This window comes from Paracoccus methylarcula (assembly GCF_003007735.2).
Lineage (GTDB): Bacteria > Pseudomonadota > Alphaproteobacteria > Rhodobacterales > Rhodobacteraceae > Paracoccus > Paracoccus methylarcula.
The window spans coordinates 1-22,083 of the sequence record NZ_PXNQ02000018.1; the positions used below are offsets into that span (position 1 = coordinate 1).

Annotated in this window: 18 protein-coding genes and 1 tRNA gene; all 19 read left to right on the top strand. The window is 62.5% G+C overall.

Annotation, left to right across the window (positions count from 1 at the left end; genetic code table 11):
- Positions 1 to 161 precede the first annotated feature (161 nt).
- Entirely contained in the window at positions 162 to 557 is a 396-nt protein-coding gene (locus A7A09_RS20000) for a VOC family protein (protein WP_106693043.1), read from the top strand.
- On the top strand, positions 554 to 967 hold the full coding sequence (locus A7A09_RS20005; RefSeq protein ID WP_106693044.1) for a GFA family protein: 414 nt from the start codon (positions 554 to 556) through the stop codon (positions 965 to 967). Before A7A09_RS20000 ends, A7A09_RS20005 begins: the two co-directional genes overlap by 4 nt.
- Positions 968 to 1,079: 112 nt before the next feature.
- On the top strand, positions 1,080 to 1,733 hold the full coding sequence (locus tag A7A09_RS20010; protein WP_106693045.1) for a CatB-related O-acetyltransferase: 654 nt from the start codon (positions 1,080 to 1,082) through the stop codon (positions 1,731 to 1,733).
- A gap of 105 nt (positions 1,734 to 1,838) precedes the next feature.
- Positions 1,839 to 3,692 carry an ABC transporter ATP-binding protein gene (locus tag A7A09_RS20015; RefSeq protein WP_106693046.1) on the top strand — a complete coding sequence of 618 codons (1,854 nt, stop codon included), beginning with the start codon at positions 1,839 to 1,841 and terminating at the stop codon, positions 3,690 to 3,692.
- Between the two features lie 64 nt (positions 3,693 to 3,756).
- Positions 3,757 to 3,832 (top strand) — tRNA-Trp (locus A7A09_RS20020).
- Positions 3,833 to 3,943: 111 nt separating this feature from the next.
- Positions 3,944 to 4,138 carry a preprotein translocase subunit SecE gene (gene secE, locus A7A09_RS20025; protein WP_436277813.1) on the top strand — a complete coding sequence of 65 codons (195 nt, stop codon included), beginning with the start codon at positions 3,944 to 3,946 and terminating at the stop codon, positions 4,136 to 4,138.
- Positions 4,139 to 4,308: 170 nt separating this feature from the next.
- Positions 4,309 to 4,845 carry a transcription termination/antitermination protein NusG gene (nusG, locus tag A7A09_RS20030; protein ID WP_106693048.1) on the top strand — a complete coding sequence of 179 codons (537 nt, stop codon included), beginning with the start codon at positions 4,309 to 4,311 and terminating at the stop codon, positions 4,843 to 4,845.
- 89 nt (positions 4,846 to 4,934) lie between these two features.
- On the top strand, positions 4,935 to 5,387 hold the full coding sequence (rplK, locus tag A7A09_RS20035) for a 50S ribosomal protein L11 (protein WP_106693049.1): 453 nt from the start codon (positions 4,935 to 4,937) through the stop codon (positions 5,385 to 5,387).
- A gap of 3 nt (positions 5,388 to 5,390) precedes the next feature.
- Positions 5,391 to 6,092 carry a 50S ribosomal protein L1 gene (gene rplA, locus A7A09_RS20040; RefSeq protein WP_106693050.1) on the top strand — a complete coding sequence of 234 codons (702 nt, stop codon included), beginning with the start codon at positions 5,391 to 5,393 and terminating at the stop codon, positions 6,090 to 6,092.
- A gap of 241 nt (positions 6,093 to 6,333) precedes the next feature.
- Positions 6,334 to 6,849 carry a 50S ribosomal protein L10 gene (gene rplJ, locus A7A09_RS20045; RefSeq protein WP_106693051.1) on the top strand — a complete coding sequence of 172 codons (516 nt, stop codon included), beginning with the start codon at positions 6,334 to 6,336 and terminating at the stop codon, positions 6,847 to 6,849.
- 65 nt (positions 6,850 to 6,914) lie between these two features.
- Entirely contained in the window at positions 6,915 to 7,289 is a 375-nt protein-coding gene (gene rplL / locus A7A09_RS20050; protein WP_076526698.1) for a 50S ribosomal protein L7/L12, read from the top strand.
- 240 nt (positions 7,290 to 7,529) lie between these two features.
- Positions 7,530 to 11,675 (top strand): DNA-directed RNA polymerase subunit beta, encoded by a 4,146-nt coding sequence (gene rpoB, locus A7A09_RS20055; protein WP_106693052.1) that lies wholly within the window; start codon positions 7,530 to 7,532, stop codon positions 11,673 to 11,675.
- A 50-nt stretch (positions 11,676 to 11,725) separates the two neighbouring features.
- Entirely contained in the window at positions 11,726 to 15,955 is a 4,230-nt protein-coding gene (gene rpoC / locus A7A09_RS20060; RefSeq protein WP_106693053.1) for a DNA-directed RNA polymerase subunit beta', read from the top strand.
- Positions 15,956 to 16,122: 167 nt separating this feature from the next.
- Positions 16,123 to 17,058: a DMT family transporter gene (locus A7A09_RS20065; RefSeq protein WP_106693054.1), complete on the top strand. Its 936-nt coding sequence runs from the start codon at positions 16,123 to 16,125 to the stop codon at positions 17,056 to 17,058.
- The gene (locus A7A09_RS20070) at positions 17,058 to 17,873 is read left to right on the top strand and encodes a glycosyltransferase (RefSeq protein WP_106693055.1); all 816 of its coding nucleotides are present in this window, start codon (positions 17,058 to 17,060) and stop codon (positions 17,871 to 17,873) included. The genes A7A09_RS20065 and A7A09_RS20070 overlap by 1 nt, the downstream gene beginning before the upstream one ends.
- Positions 17,874 to 17,933: 60 nt before the next feature.
- The gene (locus A7A09_RS20075) at positions 17,934 to 18,743 is read left to right on the top strand and encodes a glycosyltransferase (protein WP_106693056.1); all 810 of its coding nucleotides are present in this window, start codon (positions 17,934 to 17,936) and stop codon (positions 18,741 to 18,743) included.
- A gap of 295 nt (positions 18,744 to 19,038) precedes the next feature.
- Positions 19,039 to 19,410 carry a 30S ribosomal protein S12 gene (gene rpsL, locus A7A09_RS20080; protein ID WP_042252808.1) on the top strand — a complete coding sequence of 124 codons (372 nt, stop codon included), beginning with the start codon at positions 19,039 to 19,041 and terminating at the stop codon, positions 19,408 to 19,410.
- A 12-nt stretch (positions 19,411 to 19,422) separates the two neighbouring features.
- Positions 19,423 to 19,893: a 30S ribosomal protein S7 gene (gene rpsG / locus A7A09_RS20085; protein ID WP_106693057.1), complete on the top strand. Its 471-nt coding sequence runs from the start codon at positions 19,423 to 19,425 to the stop codon at positions 19,891 to 19,893.
- A gap of 18 nt (positions 19,894 to 19,911) precedes the next feature.
- On the top strand, positions 19,912 to 22,035 hold the full coding sequence (gene fusA, locus A7A09_RS20090; RefSeq protein ID WP_106693058.1) for an elongation factor G: 2,124 nt from the start codon (positions 19,912 to 19,914) through the stop codon (positions 22,033 to 22,035).
- Positions 22,036 to 22,083 lie beyond the last annotated feature (48 nt).

Here is a 22,083-nt window from a genome sequence, read left to right on the forward strand (position 1 = left end):
GTTTTCGTTGGATCGAGGGCTGGCTGCGATTTGCAGGCCCGTGCAAGCCGGATCGGCGCAAGTTCGATCGCTGCTCACATTCGAGGAGGGAGGCAGTCTTTCCTTGCTGCCATGTTCTGTCAGCAAGGTTGCGGCATGTTCCGATATGAAAGGAGCCTGCCATGATCGATCATATCGGATTTCCCGTCTCCGATCTCTCCGCCTCCAGCGCCTTTTATGAACGCGCGCTTGCGCCCCTGGGCATATCGCTGCTGATGGAGGTGACCGAGGAGATGACCGGAGGCCACGGAGCACATCTGGGGTTCGGCCGCGACAACAAGCCGTTCTTCTGGATCGGCACCGGCCGCCCGGCCGTCTCTGCCGCGCATGTCGCCTTTGCTGCCTCCGACCGCGCGGTGGTGGATGCCTTTCACAAGGCGGCGCTGGATGCAGGCGGGCGCGACAATGGCGCGCCGGGGCTGCGCCCGATCTACCATCCCGGTTATTACGGGGCCTTCGTGCTTGATCCCGACGGGAACAATATCGAAACCGTCTACCACGGGGAGGGCGGGGCATGAAGACCTATCACGGAAGCTGCTTTTGCGGCGCGGTCGGCTTCGAGGCCGATGGCGACCTGGCCGAGGGCACGATGCGCTGCAATTGCCGGTTCTGCCGGAAGATGCGCTACTGGGAGATGCGATTGCCCGATTCAGACGGCTTCCGCCTGACCCGGGGGCGCGAATTCCTGGCCGAGACCCCGCGCACGCAGGATGACGGCCTGGCCATGCATCACTGGTTCTGCGCGCGCTGCGGCACGCGGCTATGGACCGAGGGCGACATCGCCGAGATGGGCGGGCGGTTCGTGCAGGTCGTGGTTTCTGCGCTGGACGACGCGGCCGAGGCCGAGTTGATTGCCGCGCCCGTCTATTGGGCCGATGGCGCGGATGACAATTGGTGGAACCCGGCCCCCGAGACGCGGCATCTCTGAGCCTTCCATGCCAGCGGATTCCATGCTATGAGAACGGCGAAGAAAGAAGGAGCATGTGCCATGGACAATCTCACGATCTGACCTGACCCGTTCAGAATCGAAAGGATTTTCCATGCCCGTCAAATTTCTTGGCGCGACCTCCGCTTATCCGATGTGCTTTCCCGATGGCCGGATCAATCACGGTCTGGTTCATCTGAACCGCGTCATCGATCATCCGAATATCGAGATCGGCGATTACACCTATGCCAGCAGTTTCGCGCCGCCCGAGGACTGGGCCGCGCAACTGGCCCCCTATACCTATCGTGGCGCGCCCGAGCGGCTGCTGATCGGGCGTTTCGGGCAGATCGCCGATGGCGTCCGGATCATCACCGCCTCGGCCAATCACCCGATGGCCGGCGTCTCGACCTACCCTTTCGCGATCTTCGATCACGAGCGGGTCGGGGATTATATCGAGCAGATTTCCGACCTGCCCGATACGGTCATCGGCCACGATGTCTGGCTGGGCGATGGTGCGGTGATCCTGCCCGGGGCGAGGATCGGCAATGGCGTGATCGTGGGCGCGCGGGCGGTCGTGTCGGGCGAGATACCCGATTACGCGATCGTTGCCGGGAACCCGGCGCGGATCGTCCGGATGCGCTTCGATCCCCCGGATATCCGGCGCTTGCAGGAACTGGCATGGTGGAACTGGCCCGCAAGCCGGATCGATGCAGCCACTTCCGCGCTGGCCGCCGGAGATATCGGCGCATTGGCGCGTTTGGCGCCCTAAGCAATCCTTACCCATCCCGGGGCGGCCCCCGCTTGACTTGGACAGGAAATCTGGTCAGCACTTCCGCCCCGGCTCCTTTCACGATCTGCAAATTCAGGTGACGCCATGTTCGCGTGGTTCGAGCGACGCATTGACCCTTATCCCAACGACACGCCGGATATGCCGCCGCGGTCGTTGTGGCGATTTCTGCTTCACTACAGCCACGGCGCCTTGCCCTGGCTGGTTTCGCTTGCGCTTTTGTCCAGCGTGATCGCGCTGATCGAGGTGATGCTGTTCAACTGGCTGGGCGAATTGATCAACCGGCTGTCCGACACACCGCGCGAGGTTTTCTGGCAAGAGCAGGGATCGCGCCTGGCCGTGATGGCCGTCGTGCTTCTGATCATGCTGCCGGTCCTGAACCTGCTGGGCTCGCTGATCCTGCACCAGTCGCTGATGGGGAATTTCCCGCAGCGTATCCGCTGGCAGGCGCATCGCTACCTGCTGCGCCAGTCCATCGGCTATTTCCAGGACGAGTTCTCGGGCCGGATCGCGCAAAGGCTGATGCAGACCGCGCTGGCGGTGCGCGAGGTCGCCATGAAGATCATGGATGTTGGCAGCTACGTGCTGATCTATTTCCTCGGTGCGCTGGTGCTGGCGGCAAGCCAGGACTGGCGGCTGGCGCTGCCCTTCCTTGCATGGGCCATCGGCTATGGCGTGATGCTGTGGCTGATCGTGCCGCGATTGGGGCAGGTGGCCAAGGCGCAGGCCGATGCCCGTTCGGCGATGACCGGCCGCGTGGTCGACAGCTATACCAATATCGCCACGGTCAAGCTGTTCTCGCATTCGGCGCGGGAAGAGGCGTGGATGCGCGAGGGCATGGACAACTTCCTGCAGACGGTCCATCGGCAGATGCGGCTCAGCAGCGCCCAGGACATCACGCTGAACAGCATGAACGTGCTGCTGGTCGCGCTGGTCACCGGCCTTGGGCTGTGGCTCTGGACCGAGGGGCAGGTCGCGCTCGGAGCGGTTGCCGTCGCGGTGCCGCTGGCCCTGCGGCTGAACAACATGTCGCATTGGATCATGTGGGAATTCGCCGCGCTGTTCGAGAATATCGGCACGGTGCGTGACGGCATTTCCAGCCTCGCCCTGCCGCGGCTGGTGGTGGATGCGCCGGATGCCCGTCCGCTGGTCCGGGGGCCGGGCGAAGTGCTGTTCGATCATGTGACCTTCCGCTATGCCAGTATCGCGGGCGCGCAGCCGCTGCCGGTTCTGGACGATCTGACCCTGCATATCGCGCCAAGCGAACGGGTCGGGCTGGTCGGGCGCTCGGGCGCCGGGAAATCGACGCTGGTGAACCTGCTGCTGCGTTTCCACGATATCGACGGCGGAAAGATCACCATCGACGGGCAGGACATCTCGCAAGTGACGCAGGACAGTCTGCGCGCGGGGATCGGGGTGGTGACGCAGGACAGCTCGCTTTTGCATCGCTCGGTGCGCGAGAACATTGCCTATGGACGCCCCGAGGCCAGCGAGACAGAGATCGCCGATGCGCTGCAGATTGCCGAGGCGCATGGCTTCGTGCCTGGCCTGTCGGACAGCTATGGCAGGCGCGGGCTGGATGCCCATGTCGGCGAGCGCGGCGTCAAGCTGTCCGGCGGGCAGCGCCAGCGTATCGCGATTGCCCGAGTGGCGCTGAAGGATGCGCCGATCCTGGTCCTGGACGAGGCGACCAGCGCATTGGACAGCGAGGTCGAGGCGGCGATCCAGTCGCGGCTGGACGCGCTGATGGAGGGCAAGACGGTGATTGCCATCGCGCATCGCCTCTCGACCATCGCGGCGATGGACCGGCTGATCGTCATGGACCAGGGGCGCATCGTGGAACAGGGCAGCCATGCCGAACTGCTGGCGCTGAACGGGCTCTATGCGCGGCTGTGGTCACGCCAGTCGGGCGGATTTCTTGCCGCCGATGCCGCCGAATGATGCAAGTGGGGCCAAAGCCCCCTTGCACCAGCATCGTCACTGCCGTAAACGGTCGCACGGCCATAGGGGTATAGCTCAGTTGGTAGAGCATCGGTCTCCAAAACCGAGGGTCGTGGGTTCGAGTCCCTCTGCCCCTGCCAGTCTCTTTTCCCGGATGAAGATTTCTCCATCCTGGGGATCGGGACAGCCAGGGTTGAAAGCTCACCATGGCTTGGCTAAGTTATGCCCCTGCATACTCGAAGGAGCCGATCGTGCCCAATCCCGTCCAGTTCATCAATCAGGTTCGTGCCGAAGGCTCCAAGATCACATGGCCGAATCGCCGCGAGGTGGTGACGACCACGATCATGGTCCTCATCATGGCGGCGCTGACCAGCCTGTTCTTCTTCCTGGTCGATCTGGTGATCCGCTTTGGCATCACCAACGGCCTGCAGATGATCGGCAACTGATCGGGGCTTGCAATTTCGGGCCGGTGGCGGTATCTGCGCCCGACTGTCCGGCAAACGGCGTGCATCGAATCCGCATGCGCGCCGATTTCAATTTTGCCGAACATATTTGAATTCAGGGGCTTGGCGCGGGTGTCGCGTGATTCTCCCAACGAGCAGGGGTCGCTAAAGGCATGGCAAAACGTTGGTATTCGGTCAGCGTCCTTTCGAACTTCGAGAAAAAGGTCGCCGAGGCGATTCGCCAGTCGGTGGCCGAGAAAGGGCTTGAGGACCAGATCGACGAGGTGCTGGTGCCGACCGAAGAGGTGATCGAGATTCGGCGTGGCAAGAAAGTGACCTCCGAGCGTCGCTTCATGCCGGGCTATGTGCTGGTCCACATGGAGATGACGGACCGCACCTATCACCTGGTGAACTCGATCAATCGGGTCACCGGTTTCCTGGGTGCGCAAGGCAAGCCGATGCCGATGCGCGACGAGGAAGTGAACACGATCCTTCACCGCACCGGCGAAGGGGACGAGGCTGCGCCGCGCAACCTTATCCGCTTCGACGTGGGTGAGAGGGTGAATGTGACCGACGGCCCCTTCGAGGGGTTCTCGGGCATGGTCGAGGAGGTCGACGAGCTGTCCGCGCGCGTCAAGGTGACCGTCTCGATCTTTGGCCGGCCCACGCCGGTCGAACTGGAATTCACGCAGGTCGCCAAGACCTCGTGATCGGTTGCGGGAGGCGTCGCCGCCGTACCGCTAAGTCGGCCCCATGGACCCAATGACGGGCGGGGCGTGATGATAAAGGAGAAGGCCAGATGGCCAAGAAAGTCGTCGGGCAGCTGAAGCTGCAGATCAAGGCGGGTGAAGCCAACCCGTCGCCCCCCGTTGGTCCCGCCCTGGGTCAGCGCGGCATCAACATCATGGAATTCTGCAAGGCGTTCAACGCCAAGACGCAGGAGATGGAAAAGGGTTCGCCCGTTCCGGTCGTGATCACCTATTATGCCGACAAGTCGTTCACCTTCGTGACCAAGACGCCGCCCGCTTCCTTCCTGCTGAAGAAGGCCGCCGGGCTGAAGCCGCAGGGCAAGCGGAACCGTGCGCGGGGTGGGGAAACCCCGGGCCGCGCAACCGCCGGTTACGTGACCGTCAAGCAGGTGCGCGAGATCGCGGAAGCCAAGATGCCGGATCTGTCGGCGAATGACGTCGAGCAGGCGATGAAGATTGTTCTGGGTTCCGCCCGTTCGATCGGTATCGAGGTGAAAGGCTAAGCCATGGCGAAGATTTCCAAGAAAAAAGCCGCCGCCCGCGCCGCCTTCGAAGGCAAGTCGAACCTTTCGGTCGAGGATGCCGTCAAGCTGGTCAAGGACAACGCTGCCGCGAAATTCGACGAGACCGTCGAGATCGCGATGAACCTGGGCGTGAACCCGCGCCATGCCGATCAGATGGTGCGCGGCGTCGTGACGCTGCCCGCCGGAACCGGCAAGGATGTCCGCGTCGCCGTCTTCGCCCGTGGCCCCAAGGCTGACGAGGCGAAAGAGGCCGGTGCCGATATCATCGGCGCCGAGGACCTGATGGAGACCGTGCAGTCGGGCAAGATCGAGTTCGACCGCTGCATCGCGACCCCGGACATGATGCCGCTGGTCGGCCGTCTCGGCAAGATCCTCGGTCCGCGCAACCTGATGCCGAACCCCAAGGTCGGCACGGTGACGATGGACGTGGCCGATGCGGTCAAGGCTGCCAAGGGCGGCGAGGTCCAGTTCAAGGCCGAGAAGGCGGGCGTGGTTCATGCCGGCGTCGGCAAGGCTTCTTTCGATGCCGACAAGCTGGCGCAGAACATCCGCGCCTTCGTGGACGCGGTGAACAAGGCCAAGCCGACCGGCGCGAAAGGGACCTATATGAAAAAGGTCTCGATCAGCTCGACCATGGGGCCGGGCGTGTCGCTGGATATCGCTTCGGCGACGGCCGAGGCCTGATGAGATTTGCCGGAGCGATCCGGCGAATGACGGGGCTGCCCGACAGCCGCCCCGTCCTGTCCGAGACGGAGGGTGCCTGATCCCGCGAGGGTGACGGCTTAATGTCCTTCCCGAGATGGGGAACAAGCATTTTTCCGAAGGCGCAACCTTCGGGCGATCTTGTCCCTGGCGGACCCGACCCGGTCCCCTGTGGCCGGGAAAAGTGAGAGCCGGGGGGAAACCCCCAAATTGGAGTGAAACCGTGGATAGAGCGCAAAAAGAACAGGTGGTCGATGAACTCGGCCAGATCTTTGAAAGCTCTGGCGTCGTGGTGGTTGCCCACTACGAAGGGATGACGGTTGCGCAAATGCAGGACCTTCGCTCGCGCATGCGCGAAGCGGGTGGTTCGGTGCGTGTTGCCAAGAACAGGCTCGCCAAGATCGCCCTTGAGGGTAAGCCCTGCGCAAGCATTGCTGACTACCTGACGGGCATGACCGTGCTCACCTATTCGGAGGATCCTGTCGCTGCTGCGAAGGTCGCCGACAAATACGCCAAGGATAACGAGAAATTCGTGATCCTCGGCGGCTCGATGGGTGACTCGGCTCTGGACGTTGCCGGCGTGAAAGCCGTTGCCGCGATGCCTTCGCGCGACGAGCTTATCGCTTCGATCGTGGGTTGCATCGGTGCACCCGCTTCGAACATCGCCGGCGCGATTGGCGCACCTGCAAGCAATATCGCGGGCATCCTCTCGACCCTGGAGGATCGAGAGGCGGCTTGACGCAACCCTTTCCCGACGAGTGGTTGAATACCCGACGTTGGAACACTAACTGAAAGAACGGAAAAATGGCTGATCTGAAAAAACTTGCCGAAGAAATCGTGGGCCTGACCCTGCTGGAAGCCCAGGAACTGAAAACCATCCTGAAAGACGAATACGGCATCGAGCCCGCCGCTGGTGGCGCGGTCATGATGGCTGGCCCTGCTGCCGATGGCGGCGAGGCTGCTGAAGAAAAGACCGAGTTCGACGTCGTTCTGGTCGAAGCCGGTGCCAGCAAGATCAACGTGATCAAGGAAGTGCGCGGCATCACCGGCCTGGGCCTGAAAGAAGCCAAGGACCTGGTCGAAGCCGGTGGCAAGATCAAGGAAGGCGCGTCCAAGGACGAAGCCGAGGAAATGAAGAAGAAGCTCGAAGACGCTGGTGCGAAAGTCGAGCTGAAGTAATCGGCCTTTCTGGCTGATCGAGAAAGGGCAGGGTCCGGGATTTCCCGGTCCCTGCCGAACCTGTCTTGAAGGACGGTCTTAGTTGACGCTGCGTCAGACCTTCCTTCAGGGCATGTTCGAGGTTCGGGCGCTGCGCGGTGGGACGGGCGGCAAGTATGGAACCTCACCCCTGCATTCGTAGGCCGCGCCTCGGGGGCCCCGACCCGGGACGCGCGCGAAGACGAAAGGTGACAAGATCCCATGGCGCAATCCTATGTCGGCCAGAAGCGTATCCGGCGCTATTACGGCAATATCCGCGAAGTTCTGGAGATGCCGAACCTGATCGAGGTTCAGAAATCTTCCTACGAGTTGTTCCTCAAGTCGGGCGAGGGCGACGGCCATAATGACGGCGAAGGCATTCAGGGCGTCTTCCAGTCGGTGTTCCCGATCAAGGATTTCAACGAGACGGCGACGCTGGAATTCGTGAAATACGACCTGGAACGTCCGAAATACGATGTCGAGGAATGCCAGCAGCGCGACATGACCTTTGCGGCCCCGCTGAAGGTGACGCTGCGCCTGATCGTGTTCGATGTCGACGAGAATACCGGCGCGCGCTCGGTCAAGGACATCAAGGAGCAGGACGTCTTCATGGGCGACATGCCCCTGATGACCCAGAACGGCACCTTCATCGTGAACGGGACCGAACGTGTCGTGGTCAGCCAGATGCACCGCAGCCCCGGTGTGTTCTTCGACCATGACCGCGGCAAGACGCACAGCTCGGGCAAGTTGCTCTTTGCCTGCCGGATCATTCCCTATCGCGGAAGCTGGCTGGATTTCGAATTCGACGCCAAGGACCTGGTCTTCGCCCGCATCGACCGCCGCCGGAAACTCCCGGTGACGACGCTGCTCTATGCGCTCGGCATGGATCAGGAAGGCATCATGGACGCCTTCTACGAGACTGTCGATTACAGCCTGCGCAAGCAGGGCCGGGAACAGGGCTGGGTCACCCGTTTCTTCCCCGAGCGCGTGCGCGGCACCCGTCCGTCCTATGACCTGGTGAATGCCGATACCGGCGAGGTCATCACCAAGGCGGGTGAAAAGGTCACGCCGCGCCTGGTCAAGAAGCTGCTCGAATCGGGCGAGCAGGTGAACCTGCTGGTTCCCTTCGACCGGATCATCGGCCGTTTCGTTGCCAAGGATATCATCAACGAGGAAACCGGCTTCATCTATGCCGAGGCCGGGGACGAGATCACCGCGGAATACGACAAGGAAGGCGAGCTGAATGGCGGGCTGCTGAAGATCCTGCTGGACAATGACGTGACCGATATTCCGGTTCTCGACATCGATCATGTCAATGTCGGCCCCTATATCCGCAACACCATGGCCGCGGACAAGAACATGAACCGCGAGCAGGCGCTGATGGATATCTATCGCGTCATGCGTCCGGGCGAACCGCCCACCGTCGAGGCCGCCTCGGCACTGTTCAACAGCCTGTTCTTCGATTCCGAGCGTTACGATCTCTCGGCCGTCGGCCGGGTCAAGATGAACATGCGTCTCAACCTGGACGCGCCCGATACGCAGCGCACCCTGCGCTCCGAGGATATCGTGGCCTGCGTGGGGGATCTGGTCGGTCTGCGTGACGGCAAGGGCGAGATCGACGACATCGATCACCTGGGCAACCGCCGGGTCCGCTCGGTCGGCGAGTTGATGGAAAACCAGTATCGCGTCGGCCTCTTGCGCATGGAGCGGGCGATCCGCGAGCGCATGTCGCAGACCGAGATCGACACCGTCATGCCGCAGGACCTGATCAACGCCAAGCCGGCCGCGGCCGCGGTGCGCGAGTTCTTCGGCTCTTCGCAGCTGTCGCAGTTCATGGACCAGACCAACCCGCTTTCCGAGGTGACGCATAAGCGCCGCCTGTCGGCGCTCGGGCCGGGCGGTCTGACCCGCGAACGCGCGGGCTTCGAGGTTCGCGACGTTCACCCGACCCATTATGGCCGTATGTGCCCGATCGAGACGCCGGAAGGTCAGAATATCGGTCTGATCAACAGCCTCGCCACCTTTGCCCGCGTGAACAAATACGGTTTCATCGAGACCCCTTACCGCAAGGTCGAGGACGGCAAGGTCACCGATGATGTCGTCTACATGTCGGCTACCGAGGAAATGCGCCACACTGTTGCGCAGGCGAATGCCGAACTGGACGGGGATGGCCGCTTCGTGCAGGAACTGGTCAGCACCCGCCAGGCCGGTGACTTCATGCTGAACCCGGTCGATGCCGTCGATCTGATCGACGTGTCGCCCAAGCAGCTGGTCTCGGTCGCTGCCGCGCTGATCCCCTTCCTGGAAAACGACGACGCCAACCGTGCTCTGATGGGTTCGAACATGCAGCGTCAGGCCGTGCCCCTGCTGCGTGCCGAGGCGCCTTTCGTCGGCACCGGGATGGAGGCCATCGTGGCCCGCGACTCGGGCGCCGCGATCATGGCGCGCCGTGGCGGGATCATCGACCAGGTCGATGCGCAGCGGATCGTTGTCCGCGCGACCGAGGACCTGGGTTCGGGCGATGCGGGCGTGGACATCTATCGCCTGCGCAAGTTCAAGCGCTCCAACCAGTCCTCGACCATCAACCAGCGTCCGCTGGTCAAGGTGGGCGAAAAGGTCGTGGGCGGTCAGGTCATCGCCGACGGTCCCTCGACCGATCAGGGGGAACTGGCCATCGGCCGCAACGTCGTCGTCGCCTTCATGCCCTGGAACGGCTACAATTACGAGGACTCGATCCTGATCTCCGAGCGGATCCACCGCGACGACGTGTTCACCTCGATCCATATCGACGAATACGAGGTCGCGGCCCGCGACACCAAGCTGGGGCCCGAGGAAATCACCCGCGACATCCCCAATGTCGGTGAAGAGGCGCTGCGCAACCTGGACGAGGCGGGCATCGTCTATATCGGTGCCGAGGTCGGACCGGGCGATATCCTGGTGGGCAAGATCACGCCCAAGGGCGAAAGCCCGATGACGCCGGAGGAAAAGCTGCTCCGTGCCATCTTTGGCGAGAAGGCATCGGATGTGCGCGATACCTCGCTGCGTCTGCCGCCGGGTGCTTATGGCACCATCGTCGAGGTCCGGGTGTTCAACCGTCACGGCGTCGACAAGGACGAGCGTGCGCTTCAGATCGAGCGCGAGGAAGTCGAGCGTCTGGCCCGCGACCGGGACGACGAGCAGGCAATCCTCGACCGCAACATCTATGCGCGTCTGAAAACGCTGATCCTCGGCAAGGTTGCCGTCAAGGGGCCGAAAGGCGTCAAGGCGAATTCCGAGATCACCGAGGACCTGCTGGGCACGCTGAGCCGCGGCCAGTGGTGGCAGCTTGCCGTCGGCGAGGAAGAGGTCGCCAAGGAAGTCGAGGCGCTGAACCAGCAATATGACAGCCAGAAGAAGCTGCTGGAGGCCCGTTTCGAGGACAAGGTCGAAAAGGTCCGCCAGGGCGACGACCTGCCGCCGGGCGTGATGAAGATGGTCAAGGTCTTCGTCGCCGTGAAGCGCAAGCTGCAGGCGGGCGACAAGATGGCCGGTCGTCACGGCAACAAGGGTGTCGTCTCCAAGGTCGTGCCGATGGAGGACATGCCGTTCCTTGCGGACGGGACTCCGGTCGACCTCGTCATGAACCCGCTCGGCGTGCCGTCGCGGATGAATGTCGGGCAGATCCTCGAAACCCATATGGGCTGGGCATCGCGCGGCCTTGGCATCAAGATCGATGAGGCATTGGAGGCCTATCGCCGCGATGGCGACATGTCCCCGGTGCGCGAGGCGGTCAGGAACGGCTATGGCGACGAGATGTATGCCGAGACCTTCGCGGATATGGCGGACGACACGCTTGTCGAACATGCCAACACGGTCCGCAGCGGCGTGCCGATCGCGACGCCGGTCTTTGACGGCGCCAAGGAGGCAGACATCAACGACGCATTGACGCGTGCCGGCTTTGACAGCTCGGGCCAGTCCGTCGTGTTCGATGGCCGCACGGGCGAGCAGTTCGCGCGCAAGGTCACGGTGGGGATGAAATATATCCTCAAGCTGCACCATCTTGTCGACGACAAGATGCATGCCCGCTCGACCGGCCCCTACTCGTTGGTCACGCAGCAGCCCCTGGGCGGCAAGGCGCAGTTCGGCGGACAGCGCTTGGGTGAGATGGAGGTCTGGGCGCTCGAAGCCTATGGTGCCGCTTATACCCTGCAAGAGATGCTGACCGTGAAGTCGGACGACGTCGCCGGACGGACCAAGGTCTACGAGTCCATCGTCAAGGGCGAGGACAATTTCGAGGCCGGGGTGCCGGAATCGTTCAACGTGCTGGTCAAGGAGGTCCGGGGTCTGGGCCTCAACATGGAACTCCTGGATGCGGAGGAAGAAGAGTGAGGGCGCAAGCCCTCACCCCGCTTTCCCGTACCCTTCATTAGGATTTGAAAATGAACCAGGAACTTGCCACCAATCCCCTGAACCCGCTGGCTGCGCCGCGGCAGTTCGACGAAATCAAGATCTCGCTGGCCTCGCCCGAAGAAATTCTGGCCTGGTCCTTCGGCGAGGTGAAGAAGCCCGAAACCATCAACTACCGCACGTTCAAGCCCGAGCGTGACGGGCTGTTCTGCGCGCGTATCTTTGGCCCGATCAAGGATTACGAATGCCTTTGCGGCAAATACAAGCGGATGAAGTATCGCGGCCTCGTCTGCGAGAAATGCGGTGTCGAGGTGACGCTGCAAAAGGTCCGCCGCGAACGCATGGGCCATATCGAACTGGCCGCGCCGGTCGCGCATATCTGGTTCCTCAAGTCGCTGCCCTCGCGCATCGGCCTGATGCTGGACATGACGCTGCGCGACCTGGAGCGGATCCTCTATTTCGAGAATTACGTCGTCATCGAGCCGGGCCTGACCGACCTGACCTATGGTCAGTTGATGAGCGAAGAGGAATTCCTCGACGCGCAGGACAATTACGGCGCGGATGCCTTCCAGGCCGATATCGGCGCCGAGGCGATCCGCACCATGCTGGCCAATATCGATCTGGCGGCGACGGCTGAACAGCTGCGCGAGGACCTGAAAGAGGCCACCGGCGAGCTGAAGCCGAAAAAGATCATCAAGCGGCTGAAAATCGTCGAGAGCTTCCTCGAATCCGGCAACCGTCCGGAATGGATGGTGCTGACCGTCGTGCCGGTCATTCCGCCGGAACTGCGTCCGCTGGTTCCGCTGGATGGCGGCCGCTTCGCGACCTCGGACCTGAACGACCTGTATCGCCGGGTCATCAACCGCAACAACCGCCTGAAGCGCCTGATCGAGCTGCGCGCGCCCGACATCATCGTCCGCAACGAAAAGCGGATGCTGCAGGAATCGGTCGATGCGCTGTTCGACAATGGCCGCCGCGGCCGCGTCATCACGGGCAACAACCGTCGCCCGCTGAAATCGCTGTCGGACATGCTGAAAGGCAAGCAGGGCCGCTTCCGGCAGAACCTGCTGGGCAAGCGCGTGGACTTCTCGGGCCGTTCGGTCATCGTGACCGGCCCCGAGTTGAAACTGCATCAATGCGGCCTGCCCAAGAAGATGGCGCTCGAACTGTTCAAGCCGTTCATCTATTCGCGGCTTGAGGCGAAGGGTCTGTCCTCGACCGTCAAGCAGGCCAAGAAGCTGGTCGAGAAGGAACGCCCCGAGGTCTGGGACATCCTTGACGAGGTGATCCGCGAGCATCCGGTTCTCTTGAACCGTGCGCCGACGCTGCACCGTCTTGGCATCCAGGCATTCGAGCCGATCCTGATCGAGGGTAAGGCGATCCAGCTTCATCCGCTGGTCTGCTCGGCCTTCAACGCCGATTTCGACGGCGACCAGATGGCCGTCCACGTGCCGCTGAGCCTTGAGGCGCAGCTTGAGGCGCGCGTCCTGATGATGTCCACGAATAACGTGCTGTCGCCCGCCAACGGCGCGCCGATCATCGTGCCGTCGCAGGACATGATCCTTGGCCTCTATTACATCACGATGGAGCGCGAGGGCATGAAGGGCGAGGGCATGGCCTTTGCCAATGTCGAAGAGGTCGAGCACGCCCTTGCCGCGGGCGAGGTGCATCTGCATGCCAAGATCACTGCGCGGCTGCGCCAGATCGACGAGAACGGCAACGAGGTTCTGGTCCGCTTTGCCACGACTCCGGGCCGCATCCGCTTGGGTGCCCTGCTGCCGTTGAACGCCAAGGCTCCCTTCGAGCTGGTCAACCGCCTGCTGCGCAAGAAGGATGTGCAGCATGTCATCGACACGGTCTACCGCTATTGCGGCCAGAAGGAGTCGGTGATCTTCTGCGACCAGATCATGGGCATGGGTTTCCGCGAAGCCTTCCGCGCCGGCATCAGCTTCGGCAAGGACGACATGGTGATCCCCGACAACAAATGGACCATCGTGGACGAGGTCCAGAGCCAGGTGAAAGAGTTCGAACAGCAATATCTGGACGGTCTCATCACCCAGGGTGAGAAATACAACAAGGTCGTGGATGCCTGGTCGAAATGTAACGACCGGGTGACCGAATCGATGATGGCCACCATCTCGGCCAGCAAGCGGGACGAGAACGGGGCCGAGGAGGAACCGAACAGCGTCTACATGATGGCGCATTCGGGTGCCCGGGGTTCGGTCAACCAGATGAAACAGCTGGGCGGGATGCGCGGCCTGATGGCCAAGCCCTCGGGCGAGATCATCGAAACGCCGATCATCTCGAACTTCAAGGAAGGCCTGACCGTTCTTGAATACTTCAACTCGACCCACGGCGCGCGGAAAGGCCTGTCGGACACCGCACTCAAGACGGCGAACTCGGGTTACCTGACCCGCCGCCTGGTGGATGTCGCGCAGGACTGCATCATCCGCGAGCATGATTGCGGCACCGAGCAGTCGATCACCGCCTCGGCGGCGATCAACGACGGCGAGGTGATCGCGCCCCTGTCCGAGCGCATCCTGGGCCGTGTCGCGGCCGAGGACGTGCTGGTTCCGGGTGAAGACGAGATCATCATCCGCGCGGGCGACCTGATCGACGAGCGCAAGGCCGACGAGATCGAGCAGGCGGGGGTTCTCACGGTCCGCATCCGCTCGGCCCTGACCTGTGAATCCGAGGACGGGGTCTGCGCGCTCTGCTATGGCCGCGACCTGGCCCGCGGCACGCTGGTCAATATCGGCGAGGCTGTCGGCATCATCGCCGCCCAGTCCATCGGCGAGCCCGGCACGCAGCTGACGATGCGGACCTTCCATATCGGCGGTATCGCCCAGGGTGGCCAGCAGTCGTTCCAGGCCGCGTCTCACGAGGGCAAGGTCGAATTCCGCAACGAGAACGTGCTGACCAATGCCAATGGCGAGCAGGTCGTGATGGCGCGCAACATGCAGGTGATCATCGTCGATGACCAGGGCGTCGAGCGTGCGAGCCACAAGCTGTTCTACGGCAGCAAGCTGTTCGTGAAGGCCGGAGAGCGGGTCGTGCGCGGCGCCAAGCTGTATGAATGGGATCCCTATACCCTGCCGATCATCGCGGAAAAGGGTGGCGTGGCCAAGTTCGTCGACCTGGTTTCGGGCCTGTCCGTCCGCGACGAGACCGACGACGCCACCGGCATGTCGCAGAAGATCGTGACCGATTGGCGCTCTGCGCCGCGCGGCAGCGACCTGAAGCCCGAGATCATCGTCATGGATGCCGATGGCGAGCCGGTGCGCAACGATCAGGGCAACCCGGTCAGCTATCCGATGTCGGTGGACGCGATCCTGTCGATCGAGGACGGGCAGGACATCCGTCCGGGCGACGTGGTGGCGCGTATCCCGCGCGAAGGTGCCAGGACCAAGGACATCACCGGGGGTCTTCCCCGCGTGGCGGAACTGTTCGAGGCCCGTCGTCCCAAGGATCACGCGATCATCGCCGAGGCCGACGGCTATGTGCGCTTTGGCAAGGACTACAAGAACAAGCGCCGCATCGCCATCGATCCCGCCGAGGAAGGTCAGGAGCCGATCGAATACATGGTGCCGAAAGGCAAGCACATCCCGGTGCAGGAAGGCGACTTCGTGCAGAAGGGTGACTATATCATGGACGGCAACCCGGCTCCGCATGACATCCTGCGGATCCTCGGCATCGAGGCGCTGGCCGACTACCTGATCGACGAGGTGCAGGACGTCTACCGGCTGCAAGGTGTGAAGATCAACGACAAGCATATCGAGGTGATCGTTCGCCAGATGCTTCAGAAGATCGAGATCATCGATTCGGGCGAGACCACCCTGCTCAAGGGCGAGCATGTCGAGCGCGACGAGTTCGAGGAAGAGAATGCCAAGATCGAGGCGCGGGGCGGCCGTCCGGCCGTGGGCGAGCCGGTCCTCCTGGGGATCACCAAGGCCAGCCTGCAGACCCGCAGCTTCATCTCGGCGGCCTCCTTCCAGGAAACGACCCGCGTGCTGACCGAGGCTTCGGTCCAGGGCAAGCGCGACAAGCTGGTAGGGCTCAAAGAGAACGTCATCGTCGGCCGGCTGATCCCGGCAGGCACCGGTGGCGCGACCTCCCGCGTGCGCCGTATCGCCTCGGAGCGTGACAACGAGGTGATCGAGGCCCGCCGCGCCGAGGCCGAGGCCGCTGCGGCCCTGGCCGCGCCGGAACCGGTCGCCGAAGCTGCACCGGCCGATATGCCGGAGGCAGGTCACGAAGAGTGATCGTCCGCAAATGACGTAAAGATGGAAAGGCCCGGCGATCTGCCGGGCCTTTGCCTTTGCGGGCTGCCGGTTTCGTGATCCCGCGGAAATCCACCCGGTGATCACCCCCTCTTGCTCCGGCCGGAACGACCGCCTAACGCTTGGCCGATGCAGGAGGAGATCGTGCGATGCGCACACCCATCATTTCGCCTTTCCGCAGGGTCAGCCCGGCCTCCATCAAGACCCAGCCATATCAGCCGGGGGACAACCTGCGCGGCGCGACCCTGATGTGTTTCTCGATGATCGGCTTCACCTGCAACGACACGGTGATGAAATTCGTCACCCAGGAGATGCCGCTCTATCAGGCGATCACCCTGCGCGGGCTGGTGGTCATGCTGGGGATCCTGCTTCTGGCGATGCGCGAGGGCGGGTTGCGCCTGAATGTCGCCGGGCCGGACCGCCTGCCCATGGGATTGCGGGTGCTGGGCGAGGTCGGCTCGACCGTGCTGTTTCTCAACGCATTGCAGAACATGGCGATCGGCGATCTCTCGGCGGTGATGCAGTCGCTGCCGCTGGTGGTCATGCTCGGGGCGGCCCTGCTCTTTGGCGAGCAGCTGGGCTGGCGGCGGATGAGCGCGGTCGGCATCGGCCTTCTGGGGGTCATGATCATCCTGCGCCCCGGAACCGGCACCTTCGGCATCTGGTCGCTGGTCGCGCTCGGGGCGGTGGCTCTGGTGACGTTGCGTGACCTGGCAACGCGCAATTTCGGCCGGAGCGTCAGTTCCACCACCATCGCCTTTTACGCGGCGGTCTCGGTGACGCTCCTGGGGCTGATCGCCAGCCTCGGGCAGGGCTGGGTGGTGCCGAGCCTGCCGCAATTGCTGCTCTTGTTGCTGGGCGGGGCGTTCCTGACGCTCGGCTACATGACCTCGGTGGCGGCGATGCGGGTGGGCGAGATTTCCTATGTCGCGCCGTTCCGCTATACCTCGCTGATCGTCGCGATCGTCGCGGGATTGCTGGTCTTCGGTGAATGGCCGGATATCTGGACCTGGACCGGGGCGGTCCTGGTGGTCGGCGCGGGCATTTATTCGATCTGGCGTGAGGCACAGTTGAGGAGAGGGTAATGCGAGTACAGATGCTGGGGCTCTGCCGGTTTTCCTATGTCGGGCTGCGGGGCTATCAGGTCGAACATCAAAGCTACGAGGAACGCAGGGCCTATCTGTATGATCCCGAGCGGCTGGCGCGGCGCTGGTTCTGGTTCACCGAGATCGCCCTGCCTGCCTGGCGGGCGCAGACCGATCCCGATTTCACGCTGGTCGTGATGACCGGGCCCGATCTGCCCGAGCCCTATCTGTCGCGGCTGCGCGACCTGGCGGCCGGGATGCCGCAACTGAAACTGGAACTGGTGCCCCCGATGGAGCGGCACCTGGCGGCCTGCCGGGCCGCTATCGCCCCGCATGCCGATCCCTCAGCCGATGTGATAGGGCATTTCCGCCATGATGACGACGATGCCGTGGCGGTGGATTACATCGAGGCGGCGCGCAAGGATTTCCGCCGCGTGAAGGGGCTTTGGAAAAACGAGGGCAAGCTGTCGCTGGATTATTCGCGCGGCCTGATGATGCGCTTCGAGAATGGCAAGATGCAGCTGACGCCCCGCATCTGCCACAATATGGGCGTCGCGCTGACCGTGTTCCTGTCGCCCGACGCGGAAGAGACGGCGCTGCATTACGATCATTCCAAGATCGCGACATGGATGCCCGGGGTGGCGGTCACGCGGCCCCTGATGTTCATCCGCTCGATTCATGGAGACAGTGATTCCGGCGCGATGGGGCCGGGACTGCCCTGGCAGATCGATGCCGATGCGCTGGACCGGCAGTTGACGAAGCGTTTCGAATTGCGTCGACAGAAGCTGGAAAGGCTTGCACGCAATATACTTTAGTTCCGATCCCCGTGACGGGATCCGGGACCTGACGGAAAATACCAAATCAATGTGGCCAACATGAAAATTCAGCCTATCGGGGTTTGCCGTTTCTCGCTTCTGACCGAAGGGGGATTCAAGCGCGGCCCCTCGACGATGGAAGAGAGGGCGGCTTACCTGTTCGACGATACCCGGATGGCGATCCGGATGGCCTGGTTCACGCATGCGCTGATGCCGTCGATCCGGGCGCAGACCGACCAGGATTTCATCTTCGTGGTGCTGGCAAGCAGCCTGATGCCGCAAAAATGGCAGGACCAGTTGTCCGGGGCGGTATCAGGCTGTCCGGCCATCCGGCTCGATTTCACCGAGCCGGGCAAGCATTACGAGATCTGCAATGGCGCTTTCGACCGCTATACGGAACCGGATGCGGATGTGATCGCGCAGTTCCGGCTGGATGACGATGATGCGCTGGCGCGGGATTACGTGGAGCGCGTGCGTGCCGATTTCGATGCCTACATGGCCCCGCTGTATCAGCGTTTCGGAATGGTCAGCAGCGATTACACCAGCGGTTTCATCCTCGAGGCCGATGGCAGGGAGGCGCAGCTCTACCGGACCTTTGCCTCGACATGGACCTGCGCCCAGACCCTGTATCTGCCGCCGCGCTCGTCCAAGAGCCTGTTCGTCTGGGGCCATCACCAATTGCATTGCTTCATGCCGACCCTGACGCTTAACGACAAGAACATGTTCCTGCGGGGGCGACACGGCACGAATGACAGCGATTTCAAGCTGCCCAAGCATAATACCCGCCCTTGGGATCTTGGGGCATTGCAGCGACGCTTTGACATCGAACTGGAGCCGTTGCAGAATGCCTTGCGTGCGGTGAAGTCATGACGCGGGTCTTCGGCGTCGTGACCGGCTGACTGGATCACCTTTGCGCGGCCGGCCCTTGTTGACAGCCACGCCGATTCCTCCTATACGCCCCGCACCCGGCGGGATTCCGCTTCGGGCACCAGAACCTATGTGGTCATGATCCGGGTCTCAACGCCCCGATCCTCTGGAATTTTTCCTGTCCATCCCTTCAACTTGGGGCCGGATGGGTTTGGCATTTCACGATTCGCGTGGAATGCCGTCGAGAAGTGGCGCAGCCGGTGGCTGCGAGTATTGACAGAGCAAGACGGGGAACCGAATGCCAACGATTCAACAGCTGATCCGCAAGCCGCGGCAGCCCAGGGTGCAGCGCAGCAAGTCGATGCACCTGCAAGGATGCCCGCAGAAGCGCGGCGTCTGCACGCGCGTCTATACCACGACGCCGAAGAAACCGAACTCCGCTATGCGTAAGGTGGCCAAGGTCCGCCTGACGAATGGCTTCGAGGTCATCTCCTATATTCCGGGCGAAAAGCACAACCTCCAGGAACACAGCGTCGTGCTGATCCGTGGCGGCCGCGTGAAAGACCTTCCGGGTGTCCGTTACCACATCCTGCGCGGTGTGCTGGATACCCAGGGTGTCAAGGATCGTCGCCAGCGTCGTTCGAAATACGGCGCGAAGCGTCCGAAATAAGGAGATAGGCAGATGTCCCGTCGTCACGCCGCTGAAAAGCGCGAAATCCTGCCCGACGCCAAATTCGGCGATCGTGTGCTGACCAAATTCATGAACAACCTGATGGTTGACGGCAAGAAGTCGGTTGCCGAGCGCATCGTCTACAATGCGCTGGACCGCGTCGAGAGCCGCCTCAAGCGCGAGCCGATCGAGGTGTTCCACGAAGCCCTCGACAATGTGAAGCCCTCGGTCGAGGTGCGTTCGCGCCGCGTCGGCGGTGCCACCTACCAGGTTCCGGTCGAAGTCCGTCCGACCCGTCGTGAGGCCCTGGCGATCCGCTGGCTGATCACCGCGGCCAAGAACCGCAACGAGAACACGATGGAAGAGCGCCTTGCGGGCGAGCTGTCCGATGCCGTGAACGGCCGCGGCACGGCCGTCAAGAAGCGCGAAGACACTCACAAGATGGCCGACGCCAACAAAGCGTTCAGCCATTACCGCTGGTAAAGCGAAAGGACCCACTCCATGGCACGCGAATATCCGCTGCAGCGTTATCGGAACTTCGGCATCATGGCTCACATTGATGCCGGCAAGACGACGACGACCGAGCGCATCCTTTTCTACACCGGCAAGTCGCACAAGATCGGCGAAGTGCATGACGGCGCCGCGACCATGGACTGGATGGAGCAGGAACAGGAACGCGGCATCACGATCACGTCTGCCGCGACCACCACGTTCTGGCAGCGCCAGGAAGACCCGACCACCGAAGGGACTTCCGACACCAAGTACCGCTTCAACATCATCGACACGCCGGGCCACGTCGATTTCACCATCGAGGTGGAGCGTTCGCTGGCCGTTCTGGACGGCGCGATCTGCCTGCTGGACGCCAATGCCGGTGTCGAGCCGCAGACCGAGACCGTTTGGCGCCAGGCCGACCGCTACAAGGTTCCGCGGATCGTCTTCGTCAACAAGATGGACAAGATCGGCGCCGATTATTTCAACTGCGTGCGCATGATCAAGGACCGCACCGGCGGCACCCCTTGCCCGATCACATTGCCGATCGGTGCCGAGGACAAGCTGGAAGGCATCGTCGACCTGATCAAGATGGAAGAATGGGTCTGGCAGGGCGAGGATCTCGGTGCAAGCTGGATTCGCCAGCCGATCCGCGACGAGCTGAAGGACGTGGCCGAAGAGTGGCGCAACAACATGATCGAGCTTGCCGTCGAGCAGGACGATGATGCCATGGAAGCCTATCTCGAAGGCAACGAGCCCGACGAGGAAACCCTGCGCGGACTGATCCGCAAGGGCACCTTGTCGCTGAGCTTCTTCCCGGTCGCTGCCGGTTCCGCCTTCAAGAACAAGGGTGTCCAGCCGCTGCTGAACGCGGTCATCGACTTCCTGCCTTCGCCTCTGGACGTGCCCGCCTATATGGGCTTCTCGCCCGATGACGAGACGGAAACCCGTAATATCGCGCGCCATGCCGATGATGCGGAGCCTTTCTCGGCGCTGGCCTTCAAGATCATGAACGACCCCTTCGTCGGCTCGCTGACCTTCACCCGGATTTATTCGGGGGTCATGAAAAAAGGCGATTCGATCATCAATTCGACCAAGGGCAAGCGCGAGCGCATCGGCCGGATGATGATGATGCACTCGAACAGCCGCTCCGAGATCGAAGAGGCGTTCGCGGGCGACATCATCGCGCTGGCCGGCCTGAAAGAGACCACGACGGGCGACACCCTGTCCGACGTGAGCAAGCAGGTCGTTCTGGAAACCATGACCTTCCCGGATCCGGTGATCGAGATCGCGGTCGAGCCGAAATCCAAGGCCGACCAGGAGAAGATGGGCCTCGCCCTTCAGCGCCTGGCCGCCGAGGATCCGTCCTTCCGCGTCGAGACCGACCTGGAATCGGGTCAGACGATCATGAAGGGGATGGGCGAACTCCATCTCGACATCCTGGTCGACCGCATGAAGCGGGAATTCAAGGTCGAGGCGAATATCGGTGCGCCGCAGGTGGCATACCGCGAGACCATCTCTTCCGAAGCCGAGATCGACTACACGCACAAGAAACAGACCGGCGGTACCGGTCAGTTCGCGCGCGTCAAGCTGGTCATCACCCCGACCGAGCCGGGCGAGGGATATTCCTTCGAATCGCGCATCGTGGGTGGTGCGGTGCCGAAGGAATATATTCCGGGCGTCGAAAAGGGCATCAAGTCGGTGATGGATAGCGGTCCGCTGGCCGGTTTCCCGGTGATCGACTTCAAGGTCGCGCTGATCGACGGTGCGTTCCACGATGTCGACTCCTCAGTCCTGGCCTTCGAGATCGCCTCGCGTGCCGCCATGCGCGAAGGTCTGCGCAAGGCCGGTGCGAAACTGCTGGAGCCGATCATGAAGGTCGAGGTGGTGACGCCGGAGGAATATACCGGTTCGATCATCGGCGACCTGACCAGCCGCCGCGGCATGGTTCGCGGGCAGGATTCGCGTGGCAACGCCAATGTCATCGACGCTTTCGTTCCGCTGGCCAACATGTTCGGCTACATCAACAACCTGCGCTCGATGTCTTCGGGCCGTGCGGTGTTCACGATGCAGTTCGACCATTACGAGGCCGTTCCGCAGAACATCTCGGACGAAATCCAGAAGAAATACGCCTGATGCGATGCGCCTTCGGGCGCATCACCCAAGAACGAAAAGGAGCCAATC